Below are 14,156 nucleotides of genomic sequence, written 5' to 3'. Positions count from 1 at the left end.
TATTGATTTATTAAACATCTCTCTTTTTCAGTTCCGCATTGTAACAAAGATAAATAAAATTACAAATGATATTGATAATAATTATCATTATTTATATTGAATAATAAAAAAACCTCATTGCGAGGCTTTTTTATTTCACTTTTCAAATAATTTAATTATTTGAAGTAAGCGCCTTCAGCTTGTGTATGGTCTGTTTGGTCAACCACACGTTGAAGCTCAGGAATGTTCTCTCTTAAAGTAGTTTCTACACCTTGTTTCAAGGTAACATCAATTGCAGAACAACCTTGGCAACCACCACCAAATTTCAATACAGCAGTTAAACCGTGTTCTGGGTCATCTTGTACTTCTACCAAGCTACAATTTCCGCCATGCCCTGCAAGACCTGGGTTAATTTCTGCCTGAAGAATGTAAGTAATACGTTCTTCAATCGAAGCATCTGGACCAACACGTGGAACTTTAGAATTTGGAGCACGGAAAGTGAGCTGACCACCAAAACGGTCTTTGTTGTAATCAATTACGGCATCTAAAAGATAAGGAATAGATGGCGCATCAATATACGCAGGAAAATCAGGATAGTCCTGCTTATAATCCGTTGGGATCACTTCTTCTGGCGCACTATATGCCATACAGCATTCCGCACGTGGCGTACCCGGATGCTCAACAAAAATTCGAACGCCAATTCCCGGAGTATTTTGCTTCGTTAGTAAATCGTGCAAATACTCTTGTGCAGATGGTGTAATCAAAAGGTTTGGAATTTCTTCTGCAACAGCAGTGTTGGTGTTCTCAGTCGACATAACAATATTCCTCAAGCTGATGCCTTTATATTAACCGAAGATGAGGTGGATTTAAAAAAAATCAACTAAATTTGTCGGATTTATACACAACAGGGTTTCAACTTAAGTTTTTAATGGCATTATTGAGCTCAGTATTGATCATTTTTTAAATATTTCTTATGTTGCATTTGCCGTTTAACCATACAGTTACTCTTATTATTATTACGGTCCTTATTTCTTTACTTGCTTTTAGCAATCAAAATGTAATGAACCGATTGATTTTTTGGCCGCCTGCAATGCAACGTGGACAAATTGATCGATTCATTACTCATGGCTTTATCCATGCCGACGGAACACATTTACTGTTCAACATGATTACCCTGTTTTTCTTTGGCAGTATTATTGAAAGTTTTTACCGCCAATATTTCTATGACATGGGTTTTGTGTTGTTCTACTTAGGTGGCTTAATCTTTGCGATTTTGCCAAGCTATTTACAACATAAAAATGATGCGAACTGGGCCAGTCTAGGCGCTTCTGGTGCTGTTTCAGCGGTTTTATTTGCTTATATCCTATTCCAACCGTGGAAACTTATCTTTGTATTTTTCATTCCTGTACCCGCTATTATTTTCGCTATTTTATATGTGGCATACAGTATTTGGGCTGGTAAGCGAGGTAATAGTCATATCAACCATAGCGCTCATTTGTGGGGTGCAGCTTACGGAATCATCGTAACCATTCTACTTGAACCTAAAGTTATTCCACATTTCTTAGACCAGCTTACCCGTCTTCCTTTCTAAACGATATAAATCAAAGAAAAGCCCGTTATGGGCTTTTCTTTTTTTCAGATTTATTTATCTGCATAAATTCTCAGTCTTTTTTCTGATTTTCTTTGATCAATTCGTTGTTTTGTTTGTAAAAACCATCTGATTAAACTCGTGCCAATTCTTTTAATAATTCAGATGATACAATGAAATACAAAGCAATTTTATCTAGCCTCTCCATTGCATTATTTAGCTTATCTTTGGCTGGATGTAATGACAACGATAATCAAGAAAATGTCGTAAGCACGCCTAAGCAACCGAATATCTTATTTATTATGGCTGATGACTTAGGCTATTCAGATTTAGGGGCTTTTGGCGGCGAAATTCACACCCCTAATATTGATAGTCTGGCTCAAGAAGGACGCCTTTTAACGGATTATCATACTGCCCCGACCTGTTCGCCAACACGTTCTCAACTTATTTCCGGCACTGATCACCATTTAGCCGGTATTGGGGCAATGGCGGAACTCACCCCAGAGCATTTGAAGGGACAACCAGGTTATGAAGGCTATTTAAACGAACGTTCTTTATCGATTGCCCAAGTACTTAAAGACAATGGTTACCGCACGTATATTAGTGGTAAATGGCATTTAGGCTTAACCCCTGAAAGCAATGCACATGCTAAAGGTTTTGATCATTCATTTACCTTATTACAAGGTTTAGACCATCATTTTAAACAAGCTCCAAGTGCCTTTAAACGAAATTCAACTTATACAGAAGATGGGCAAATTATTCCTATTTCGGCATTGCCTGATGACTTTTTCTCTACCAACTATTTTACCGATAAATTACTGAGCTACTTAGATTCAGGCAAAAATAGCGGCAAACCATTCTTTGCTTATGCTGCCTATACGGCGCCTCACTGGCCAATTCAAGCCCCAGCCGAATATCGTGAAAAATATCGCGGAGTTTATGATGTAGGTTACGATGCAATTCGTAATGCCCGCATTGCTAGACAAAAACAGCTTGGAATTATTCCTGCAAACTTTGATGCAGCAGAACCAATTGCGACTCAAAATGCTCCACAAAAATATGAGAAATGGGATGAGTTAACAGCCGAACAAAAGGCTCTAGAAGCTCGTAAGATGGAAATCTATGCGGGCATGGTCGAAAATCTCGATGCCAATGTAGGTCGTATTATTCAATACCTCAAACAAAATAATCTTTATGACAATACTTTAATTTTCTTTGTTTCTGATAACGGCGCAGAAGGTTTTGTACGTGGCGGATATGGCAGTGAATCTGGTTTTGATAACTCGGTAGCCAATGTTGGCACACCTACTTCATATCACTATATTGGGCCACGTTGGGCCGAAGTCAGTGCAGCACCTTTCCACTTATGGAAAGATACGGCGGGCGAAGGTGCAACGACTGCCCCTGCTATTGTGAAATTACCAAATCAGAAAAAAGCAGAAGCAACCAATCATAGCTTTGCATCTGTACTCGATGTTTTCCCTACCTTACTAGAATATGCTCATATTCCAGTACCTCAAGGTCAATATAATGGCCGGGCCATTAATACGCCATCTGGAATTTCATGGAAACCTTTGCTTGAAAACAAAACCGATACTATTCGCCCTGCAAATTTTAGCTTTGCCGATGAGTTACATGGCAGCAAATATGCAAAACAAGGTGAATGGAAAATCGCACTTCAAGGGCGACCTGAATTAGGCACAGGGACTTGGGAGCTATACAACATTAAATTAGATCGCGGTGAAAGACAAAACGTTGCTCAGCTCTATCCTGCAAAAGTTCAAGAACTCTTATCGGTCTATCAAAAATATACTGAAAAAAATGGTGTGCAGGAATATAACGCCAAATGAAATTGAAGCCTTTTTTAGTTATCACAATCAGCCTGTCTATTATGACGGGCTGTAGCCAATCTTCAAAAGTTTCTGAATCTACATCTTCGACGCAACAGCAAACATTTTTAGCTGATCTAGGATCTATTGAAAAGTGTCAAAACTATACTGGTCTGCCTCAGGGTTGGCTCAAACAGCCTACTGCTGGTATGGTTTTAATAGCCGATGGGTATTTTAATTTTGGTTCTGAAAAAGCCTATCCCGATGAACTTAATTTTGGAAAAAAACAGCGCGAAGTCAAAGAATTTTGGATTGACCAAACTGAAGTTACGGTCGCTCAATTTGCAAGTTTTGTAAAAGCAACTGGCTATATTACAGATGCAGAAAAACAAAAACAGGCTGCTGTTTTTTCACCAGACTCTCATCACCCACAGCAATGGTGGCAACTAAAATCTGGATATACGTGGAAAACTCCAAACGGCAGTACGGGTGCTATAGCAACTCCTAATGAGCCTGTAAGGTATGTGAGTAAAAATGATGCTGAACATTATGCAGTGTGGCTGGGACGTGATTTACCAACAGAACTAGAATGGGAATATGCAGCTAAAGCCAATTCAAAGACTGATACCCCTTTACATCAAGCCCCTACTGATGAACATCAACATCCGCAAGCCAATTACTGGCAAGGTGAATTTCCTTTTCAAAACCTGAATCAAGATCACTTTAAAGGTGTTGCACCCGTTGGATGTTTTGCATCAAACAATTTCAAACTATTTGATATGATTGGAAATGTATGGGAATGGACATCATCTCCTTATCAAGGTGCTCATGACCAGCATATGGGAAATTATTCTGATTTACGACAACAACAAATCACCAGCACTCAATATGTAATTAAAGGTGGATCTTTTCTTTGCGCACAAAATTATTGTTCACGTTATCGTAGCAGTAGCCGTTATCCACAAGATTTTGATTTAGCTACAACACATGTTGGATTTCGAACTATTTTACGATCTCCTTAATTTCTTCTTAATTCGACTGATTAAAGATATTTTTTAACCAAAACTAGATCGAAAAATGAGCAAAATATTTTTATAGTACAAATGAGAATGATAAAAAAGTGAGAACAAGATGAAAACTTTACTTCTTTGTGCCGCAGCAATTTTCACAATGTCACTATCAGCCTGTGCGGTTCATACACCTGAAGGTAGTATTGTGATTGACCCTGATTCACCATATTACGGACATCCAGGAGGCTTTTGCCCACCAGGACAAGCTAAAAAAGGACGTTGTTAGAAATACCCTCTTTTAAAGTAATTTTGAAGTTACTCTAAAGAAACAGGCTTCAATCAAGTGATGAATTGAATACTAAATGGAGGGTTCCAGCCCAAAAATAGATGGGATGAAACTAGAAAATTATGGTGTAAAAAATCACCATATCCCCAAGATTTTTAAAAGACAATCTTACGTTGTCTTCTATCTAGTTTCACCCCAATTCTTTCTTATTCCGTTTGACTTTTCTTACCGCTTAAGAAAAAAGTCTAGTTTTTAATCATTTCTGTATCTCTATTATTGATACATTTTGAACATTTTACCTTCAGGTTAATACTGATGTATTTGCTTAATACAAAATAAACATTTATGTAACGTAAGTCTATAAAAATGTTCTAAAAATGTGAAAAAAATTAAGGCCAAAATGAGATGAATTTATCATAATAACTTTCTCTTTCACGTTTCATCACATAAATAATCAATATTATTTTGTCAGTTATTGCCACTCGTTTCCTTTCATTGGCATAGATAATGTATACACATGTATATTAACCCAGTCGTATAAACGAGATATTTTATGTCCAGCACAAGTCAAGTCGAAGGTCTACAATTTCCGGTACACGCCTCAACAAAAAAACAAAGTACATCTCTTACAGGCCAAGAGATTTTGTCAGAGGCTTTATCTATTGTAGATAATAAAACCGCACAACAAGTGTTGAATGAAAAAAACTGGCGAAAAAACTATCCTTTATATTTTAAAGCTCTTGTTAAACAAGGGATTTCTAATATCAACAACCCAATTACTATTGCGAAGCAAGGGTTGCATAAAGCTCACCATATTTTTGATTATTATCGTGATGGTAAACACTACCTTTTAAAAGATGCAGTTCATATTGCTTCATCAACTCCTCTTTATACAGTAAAACTTAAAGGTGAAAGTGACGCAGCACCAGAGTGGTATGTTCCCTATAAAGGGCAAAAGCTGAGTGGACAAAGCTTATTAGACCAGATTCAACGCTGGGAAGAGGCTGGTATTATTGAGCCAAGTCATGCAAAAGCACTTCGTGAAGCTATTGCTCATCCTGAATGGTTCGATTTGTCTGACCGTACGATGGTGCTGTTTGGTGCAGCCTCAGAAGCAGGACCACTGCCTTGGTTAGCCAAATGGAAAGCAAATATTGTTGCTGTAGATTTACCAAACTCACGAGTCTGGAGCAAAATCTTAAATACGATTCAACAAGGGAATGCAACACTCATTGCACCATGTATTGAAGCCGTTGATTCGTCAGCAAAAGCTTCTGAGTTAAAAGATAAGCTGGGTGCAAATTTACTGACTCAATTACCAGAAATAGCGCAGTGGCTGGTACAGTTTCCACAAAAGTTAGATTTGGCAGCAATCGCCTATTTAGATGGTGAAAAGCATGTCCGCGTTTCCATGGCAATGGATAGCATCATGCAATTTGTGAGCGAGCATAAGCCTGATACAAGCCTTATGTTTATGTGCACTCCAACCGATGTTTATGCAGTACCAAAAGAAGTTGCAGAGGCTGCTCAAGAGAAATTTAAATCCCGCAGAAAAATGCAAAAGTTGGCAGTAAAAGGTGTTTCTGCTCTTTCGCTCAATCGTTTTTTTCAAGCGCCATACCAAGACTTGGTTACATGTGAAAATGGAAAAACTTATGGTATTGCCGACTGCTTAGTGGTTGAACAAGGTCCAAACTATGCTTTGGCAAAGCGTATTCAACAATGGCGTGCTATTCTGGCCCGCCATCAAGGACAACGTGTCAGCATTAATATTGCACCATCGACAACGACTCATTCAGTGACTAAAAATCCATTATTGAAAGCAGCTTTTAATGGCGCAGAACTTTTCGATGTAGAAGCATTTAGTCCTGAAACCACCAATGCCATTATGGCGGCACTCTGGATTCATGACTTAAGAAATGAGTCTTCTGTCGCGAATCCTGAAACTGTCTTAGACCATCCGCTTGAACTTATGATGGAAGGTGCCAATCATGGTGGATTATGGCGTGTGGCTTATTTAGCACGAACTGCCCTACCTTTTGCCGCAATTTATGGTTTTGCTACAGAAAAACTCCCTTTTAGAAAATCATCTAAAAGATAATTTGATTAAAGCCCAATCCTAGAATTGGGCTTTTTTCTAAGCATCTTTATTTACCTTGAAAGTGCGATAGATATTTTTGCATTTTATCAGGTGGCACCATGCCGCCCCCTGTAGCCCATATTACATGAGTTACCTGCTGCAACTGCTCAGCTGTAAACTGGTGTAAAGCCAAGTAATCAGGACTCGTCTGTACGTAATACGGTCCCATCATGCCTGCTACCGCAGAAGGCTCAAGCTGAATATTCTCAGTTTGATTTAAAAGCGCAATAAGCTCATATAAACGTTCATCGTGAATGGTGTAGTAGCCATCGATTAATTGTTGCATAGCACGCCCGACAAAACCTGAAGCACGCCCTACCGCAAGTCCGTCTGCCGCAGTAACGTTATCAATGCCAATGTCATTGACTGAAATCTGATCATGCAAACCTGTGTGGACACCAAGTAACATACACGGCGAATGTGTTGGTTCTGCAAAGATACAATGTACATGCTCACCAAAAGCCAGTTTTAGTCCAAAACTCACCCCACCAGGCCCACCACCGACGCCACACGGCAAATAAACAAATAATGGATGTTCAGCATCGACTTTAATTTGGTTTTGCTCAAATTGCTGTTTTAAGCGTATTCCTGCAACGGCATAGCCTAAAAATAATGTTGTTGAGTTTTCATCATCAATGAAAAAGCAGTGTGGATCTTGCTCTGCGGCTTTTCGTCCCTCTTCAACAGCTACTCCATAATCACTGGCATATTCTACAACGTTGACACCGAGTGAACGTAGTTTGTCTTTTTTCCACTGTCTAGCATCAGCCGACATATGAACAGTGACTCTAAAGCCGAGTTTGGCGCTCATAATACCAATAGAAAGCCCAAGGTTGCCCGTAGAACCTACTGCAATTTGATACTTAGAAAAGAATGCCCTAAATGAATCTTGATCTAATTTACTATAATCATCTTCTGGTTTGAGTAACCCTGCCTGCATGGCAAGTTTTTCAGCATGTGTGAGCACTTCATAAATGCCACCACGTGCTTTGATGGAGCCTGAAATAGGTAAATGACTATCCTTTTTCAGCCAGAATTTTCCATTAAGCTGTACTTGTTTTGCTGAAGAAAGTGCTTGTTGCATATGAGCAATTTCAACAATATCTGATTCAATTTTTCCATGTTGTGCTTGAGTTTCAGGAAATACTTTTGCCAAATAAGGTGCGAAACGCGCTAGTCTTGCTTCTGCTTCACTTACGTCCTTAGCGGTTAGTCCAACTTTTTCTAAAGCTTCTTTTAAAGGATAGCGATGAGGTGTAAACCAAAATGTTTCTTGATAGGCTTGAAGTGTTTCAATAAGTGGAAATTTTTGTTTTAGCTGATCTATTTGAACCGCATTCATAATATATCCTGATATAAAATTTTAAGCCCAGCCTATAAAGCTGTTTGATGGCCTATAACAACTTATTAATTTATAGATGAATGTACATGAAAAATAGTCTCAACTTTAAAAACTAAACAAATAAAAAAGCCACTGTGAACAGTGGCTTTAATTTTTTAAATGCTTTTATACAAACTGCAAGAATAACCAGTACAAACCACCTGACAAACAGATTGTTGCAGGAAGAGTAAATACCCATGCAGAGAGAATTGTCTTCACGGTATTAAAGTTTAAACCTGATTTATTCGCGACCATCGTACCCGCAACAGCACTGTTTAAAACGTGTGTTGTTGAAACTGGCATACCTAAACCATCAGCAGCTGCAATTGTACTCATTGCAACAAGCTCAGCAGACATCCCTTGACCATAAGTCATGTGATGCTTACCAATACGCTCACCTACAGTCACAACAATACGTTTCCAACCCACCATTGTGCCTAGACCAAGTGCTAAAGCAACAGCCACTTTTACCCAAGTCGGAATGTATTGTAAGAATGAATCTAAGCTACTACGGTATTCTTTCACAAGCTTTTTCTGTGAGTCATCCATTTTTGGTAAAGCATCTGCTTTATCCAAACGCTTAAACGTCGTGGTGCTTAAATACATGTCATTACGAATTTCGCTAATTGCAGCTTCAGGAATATCTTTTAAGTTGCTATAGCTAGAAACTCGTTCACCCAAGTGATCAGTCATACTTGCCAATGCAGGCACAACTTCTGGAGTTTGCTGTTTAGTTTGAATATATTTAGTCAGAATAACACGTGCTTTTTCATCGGTTAATTCTGGCTGATTTTGATTCAAAAATACGGCAGTTTGAGAAGAAAGCTGATGGAATGATTGAACTTGCTGAGTATCAAGATTTTTATTTAATGAATAAGCCAACGGCACCAGACCAACCAAAATCAGCATGATGAGTCCCATACCCTTTTGACCGTCATTAGAACCATGTGCAAAACTCACACCTGTACAGGTAAAGATCAAAATTGCACGAATGATTGCTGGTGGTGGTTTATTCCCTTCAGGTGGCTGGAATAATTCTAATTGGCGTTTAAAAATAGTTTTAACCAACAAGAATACAATCGCTGCAAAAGCGAAACCAATTAAAGGTGAAAATAATAATGCCTTACCGACTTTAATCACCTGATCCATATCAACACCACTGGTCGTTACGCCAGTCGATGCACTCAATAGATGGTTCATAATGCCCACACCCAAGATTGAACCAATCAAGGTATGAGAGCTAGAAGCAGGAATACCCAAGAACCATGTACCTAAGTTCCAGAGAATCGCAGCAATAAGCAATGCAAAAACCATTGCGAAACCTGCACCGCTACCCATATTCATGATCAATTCAACAGGCAACAATGCAATAATGCCGTAAGCGACTGCGCCGCTTGCAACCATTACCCCAAGGAAATTACAAAAACCAGCCCACATGACTGCAACCGGTGCTGGTAAAGCATTGGTGTAAATCACTGTTGCTACTGCATTTGCAGTATCGTGGAAGCCATTTACAAACTCAAAGCCTAAAGCAATCAAGAGTGCAGTTGATAAAAGAATAACTGAATAAAGACTCAAAGGTGGTACATGTGCTAAATCAGCACTCACCTGAAATCCAATATAAATAAGTGTTGCAACAATAATCGTCAGAAACACCGGCATAAAAAATTTAGGTGTCGGGACATGTACATTCGTCGATTTGACTTGCAGGTTTGCCGCAAGTTTTGAATCCGAAACAGGGGGTAGATTAGAATTCATGCAGACGGTAAGAGGATAAAAAAATCCTCTGTATTCTTAAATTAAATTATGACAATTATATGACAAAGCGGCGCTCGATGAAGTCAATTTTTCACATTTTGACCTCATTTGATGCACCTTTCCTCTATGATTTTTATTTTTTTATTAAAATTCAATAATTTACATAAATCCCCACCCATCTATTTTATGACTATTTTTGAAGCAAAAATATCTAAAAAATTACCTAAACGTCTACTTTTTAAACATCACAACTGTCATAAAACCGAATATTGGAGATGAAATATTTCAATATCATGATCATTTTATGAATATTTGATGAAAAAACAGTCTTTATTTGTCATAAAAGCCGTTTTTTAATGAATCTATTACAGTGAATGATGGGTCGTTATAGCTCATCAATTGCGCAACTATTCTGTTACAATAGCGCCGCATTTTTAAATTCATATAAAAGATCGGGGTTTTCTATGTCTACGCTTGCCACCCTAAAAGCGCTTCTTGCTAAACGCATTCTGATTATTGATGGTGCAATGGGAACTATGATCCAGCGCCATAAATTGGAAGAAGCCGACTACCGTGGTGAGCGTTTTGCCGATTGGGCACATGACTTAAAAGGCAACAACGACCTTTTAGTTTTGACACAACCTCAAATCATTCAAGGCATTCACGAAGCTTATCTTGATGCGGGTGCAGATATTATTGAAACCAACAGCTTTAACGGCACACGTGTTTCTATGTCTGATTACCACATGGAAGATCTTGTTCCAGAGATTAACCGTGAAGCAGCACGTTTAGCCAAAGCAGCTTGTGAAAAGTATTCAACTCCAGACAAGCCGCGTTTTGTAGCAGGTGTACTTGGGCCAACTTCGCGTACTTGTTCAATTTCACCAAATGTAAATGACCCTGCTTTTCGTAACATTACCTTTGATGAGCTAAAAGAAAACTATATTGAAGCGACTCATGCGCTGATTGAAGGCGGTGCAGATATCATTCTGATTGAAACCGTATTTGATACCTTAAACTGTAAAGCTGCGATTTTTGCGGTAAAAGAAGTCTTTAAACAAATTGGTCATGAATTACCAATCATGATTTCAGGGACCATTACCGATGCATCGGGTCGTACCTTAACAGGTCAAACTGCCGAAGCATTCTGGAACTCTGTACGTCATGGTGACTTACTATCGATTGGTTTTAACTGTGCGCTTGGTGCAGATGCAATGCGTCCTCACGTAAAAACCATTTCCGATGTCGCAGATACGTTTGTTTCAGCACACCCAAATGCAGGCTTACCAAACGCTTTTGGTGAATATGATGAAACACCAGAACAAACTGCTGCATTCTTAAAAGAATTTGCAGAAAGCGGCTTAATTAATATTACTGGTGGTTGCTGTGGTACCACACCTGATCATATTCGCGCCATTGCCAATGCAGTAAAAGACATTGCACCTCGCCAAGTACCTGAAACAGTACCTGCTTGTCGTTTGAGTGGTTTAGAGCCATTTAATATTTATGATGACTCACTTTTCGTGAACGTGGGTGAACGTACTAACGTTACCGGTTCGAAAAAATTCTTACGCCTCATTCGTGAAGAAAACTTTGCCGAAGCTTTAGAAGTGGCACAGCAACAAGTTGAAGCTGGCGCTCAGATTATCGACATTAACATGGATGAAGGGATGCTCGATTCGCAAAATGCGATGGTGCATTTCTTAAACCTTGTGGCTTCTGAGCCAGATATTTCTCGTGTACCAATCATGATCGACTCATCAAAATGGGAAATCATTGAAGCTGGCTTAAAATGCGTGCAAGGTAAACCCGTTGTTAACTCGATTTCATTAAAAGAAGGTTATGACGAGTTTGTCGAAAAAGCTCGCCTGTGCCGTCAATATGGTGCTGCGATTATTGTCATGGCATTTGATGAAAAAGGTCAGGCCGACACCGCTGAACGTAAACGTGAAATCTGTAAACGTTCTTATGATGTTTTGGTTAATGATGTTGGCTTCCCTGCTGAAGATATTATTTTTGACCCGAACGTGTTTGCAGTTGCAACAGGGATTGAAGAACACAATAACTATGGCGTTGATTTTATTGATGCCACAGGTTGGATTAAACAAAATTTACCTCACGCCATGATTTCTGGTGGTGTATCGAACGTTTCGTTCTCATTCCGTGGTAACGAGCCCGTTCGTGAAGCCATTCACTCTGTGTTCTTGTACCATGCCATCAAGCAAGGCATGACCATGGGGATCGTAAATGCCGGACAAATGGCCATTTACGATGACATTCCAGCCGAGCTAAAAGAAGCAGTTGAAGATGTCATCTTAAACCAAAACCAAGGTGAGACTGGTCAGGCGGCGACTGAAAAATTGCTTGAAGTGGCTGAAAAATACCGTGGACAAGGCGGCGCTGCAAAAGAAGCCGAGAACCTAGAATGGCGTAATGAATCTGTAGAAAAACGTCTTGAATATGCTTTAGTTAAAGGTATTACAACTTACATTGATCAAGATACAGAAGAAGCTCGCCTCAAAGCCAAACGTCCTTTAGATGTAATCGAAGGCGCTTTGATGGACGGTATGAACGTGGTTGGTGACTTGTTCGGTTCGGGCAAAATGTTCTTACCACAGGTTGTGAAATCTGCACGTGTTATGAAGCAAGCTGTGGCTTGGCTCAACCCGTACATTGAAGCTGAAAAAACAGGTAGCCAATCTAAAGGTAAAGTCCTGATGGCAACTGTTAAAGGTGACGTACACGATATTGGTAAAAATATCGTAGGCGTGGTACTCGGCTGTAATGGTTATGACATTGTTGACCTTGGGGTGATGGTACCTTGCGAGAAAATCTTACAAACTGCAATTGATGAAAAATGTGACATCATCGGTTTGTCAGGTCTGATTACTCCATCTTTAGATGAGATGGTATTTGTTGCGAAAGAAATGCAACGCAAAGGCTTTAACATTCCTTTATTGATCGGTGGCGCGACTACATCGAAAGCACACACGGCAGTAAAAATTGATCCTCAGTACCAAAACGATGCCGTGATTTATGTTGCTGATGCTTCACGTGCTGTAGGTGTTGCAACGACCCTGCTTTCTAAAGAAATGCGTGGAAACTTTATTGCAGAGCACCGTGCTGAATATGCCAAGATTCGTGAGCGCTTAGCCAACAAACAGCCAAAAGCTGCAAAATTGACTTATGCAGAGTCAGTTGAAAACGGTTTTAAAATTGACGAAAGCTATGTACCACCAAAACCAAATCTTTTAGGAACACAAGTCCTCACCAACTACCCGCTTGCAACGCTTGTAGAATATTTTGACTGGACACCATTCTTCATTTCTTGGAGCTTGGCAGGTAAATTCCCGAAAATTTTAGAAGATGAAGTGGTCGGCGAAGCTGCAACAGATTTGTACAACCAAGCTCAAGCGATGTTGAAAGATATTATCGACAACAACCGTTTTGATGCTCGTGCAGTATTCGGTATGTTCCCTGCACAGCGCACTGACGCAGACACAGTGAGCGTATTTGATGAAGCGGGTCAAAATGTTACGCATACTTTTGAGCACTTACGTCAACAATCTGACAAAGTGACAGGTAAACCAAACTTGTCTTTGGCAGATTACATTCGTAATGACCGTGAACAACAGGACTACTTAGGCGGATTCACTGTATCGATTTTTGGTGCAGAAGAACTGGCAAATGAGTACAAAGCAAAAGGTGATGACTACTCTGCAATTTTAGTTCAGTCATTAGCCGACCGTTTTGCTGAAGCCTTTGCAGAACACTTACATGAACGCATTCGTAAAGAGTTCTGGGGTTATAAAGCTGATGAACAGCTTAGTAATGAAGAACTGATTAAAGAGAAATACGTCGGTATTCGCCCTGCACCGGGCTACCCTGCTTGCCCTGAGCACTCTGAAAAGGCAGTGTTATTTGATTGGTTAGGCTCTACCGACAAAATCGGTACTAAACTGACTGAACACTTTGCAATGATGCCGCCATCTTCGGTAAGTGGTTTCTATTATTCACATCCACAAAGCGAATACTTTAACGTGGGCAAAATCTCTCAAGACCAACTTGAAGATTATGCAAAACGTAAGCGTTGGACACTGGATGAAGCGAAGCGTTGGTTAGCACCGAATTTAGATGATTCGATTGCTTAAGTTTAAGTAATTATAAAAATCCCCTCAAGTGAGG

9 protein-coding genes are annotated in these 14,156 nt (G+C 39.5%); 6 read left to right on the top strand and 3 right to left on the bottom strand.

Annotated features, from left to right (window positions below; all coding sequences use genetic code 11):
* Positions 1 to 155: 155 nt before the first annotated feature.
* Positions 156 to 794 carry a Fe-S biogenesis protein NfuA gene (nfuA, locus tag MKX14_RS09375; RefSeq protein ID WP_002117617.1) on the bottom strand — a complete coding sequence of 213 codons (639 nt, stop codon included), beginning with the start codon at positions 792 to 794 and terminating at the stop codon, positions 156 to 158.
* Between the two features lie 158 nt (positions 795 to 952).
* On the opposite strand from nfuA, the gene MKX14_RS09370 reads away from it, so the two are divergent.
* From MKX14_RS09370 to MKX14_RS09350, 5 genes are all read left to right on the top strand, one after another.
* A complete protein-coding gene (locus MKX14_RS09370) occupies positions 953 to 1,570 on the top strand; it encodes a rhomboid family intramembrane serine protease (protein ID WP_240282320.1) in 618 nt (205 codons plus the stop codon).
* Between the two features lie 170 nt (positions 1,571 to 1,740).
* Positions 1,741 to 3,417 (top strand): arylsulfatase, encoded by a 1,677-nt coding sequence (locus MKX14_RS09365; protein ID WP_240282319.1) that lies wholly within the window; start codon positions 1,741 to 1,743, stop codon positions 3,415 to 3,417.
* Entirely contained in the window at positions 3,414 to 4,418 is a 1,005-nt protein-coding gene (locus tag MKX14_RS09360) for an SUMF1/EgtB/PvdO family nonheme iron enzyme (RefSeq protein WP_240282318.1), read from the top strand. Before MKX14_RS09365 ends, MKX14_RS09360 begins: the two co-directional genes overlap by 4 nt.
* Before the next feature lie 109 nt (positions 4,419 to 4,527).
* Positions 4,528 to 4,692: a hypothetical protein gene (locus MKX14_RS09355; protein ID WP_000854552.1), complete on the top strand. Its 165-nt coding sequence runs from the start codon at positions 4,528 to 4,530 to the stop codon at positions 4,690 to 4,692.
* A gap of 553 nt (positions 4,693 to 5,245) precedes the next feature.
* The gene (locus MKX14_RS09350) at positions 5,246 to 6,793 is read left to right on the top strand and encodes a hypothetical protein (RefSeq protein WP_240282317.1); all 1,548 of its coding nucleotides are present in this window, start codon (positions 5,246 to 5,248) and stop codon (positions 6,791 to 6,793) included.
* Between the two features lie 46 nt (positions 6,794 to 6,839).
* Here the strand turns inward: MKX14_RS09350 and dsdA are convergent, their stop codons facing one another.
* Both dsdA and pitA read right to left on the bottom strand, forming a co-directional pair.
* The gene (gene dsdA / locus MKX14_RS09345; RefSeq protein WP_240282316.1) at positions 6,840 to 8,174 is read right to left on the bottom strand and encodes a D-serine ammonia-lyase; all 1,335 of its coding nucleotides are present in this window, start codon (positions 8,172 to 8,174) and stop codon (positions 6,840 to 6,842) included.
* Positions 8,175 to 8,339: 165 nt separating this feature from the next.
* The gene (gene pitA / locus MKX14_RS09340; protein ID WP_005070664.1) at positions 8,340 to 9,971 is read right to left on the bottom strand and encodes an inorganic phosphate transporter; all 1,632 of its coding nucleotides are present in this window, start codon (positions 9,969 to 9,971) and stop codon (positions 8,340 to 8,342) included.
* Between the two features lie 464 nt (positions 9,972 to 10,435).
* On the opposite strand from pitA, the gene metH reads away from it, so the two are divergent.
* Positions 10,436 to 14,122 carry a methionine synthase gene (gene metH, locus MKX14_RS09335; RefSeq protein ID WP_240282315.1) on the top strand — a complete coding sequence of 1,229 codons (3,687 nt, stop codon included), beginning with the start codon at positions 10,436 to 10,438 and terminating at the stop codon, positions 14,120 to 14,122.
* The last annotated feature ends 34 nt before the right edge of the window (positions 14,123 to 14,156 follow it).

It is taken from the genome of Acinetobacter pittii, assembly GCF_022449185.1.
In the GTDB taxonomy this organism is placed as follows: domain Bacteria; phylum Pseudomonadota; class Gammaproteobacteria; order Pseudomonadales; family Moraxellaceae; genus Acinetobacter; species Acinetobacter pittii_I.
Note: the sequence above shows the minus strand (reverse complement) of the source record. Positions and strands in the feature narration are given on the sequence as shown.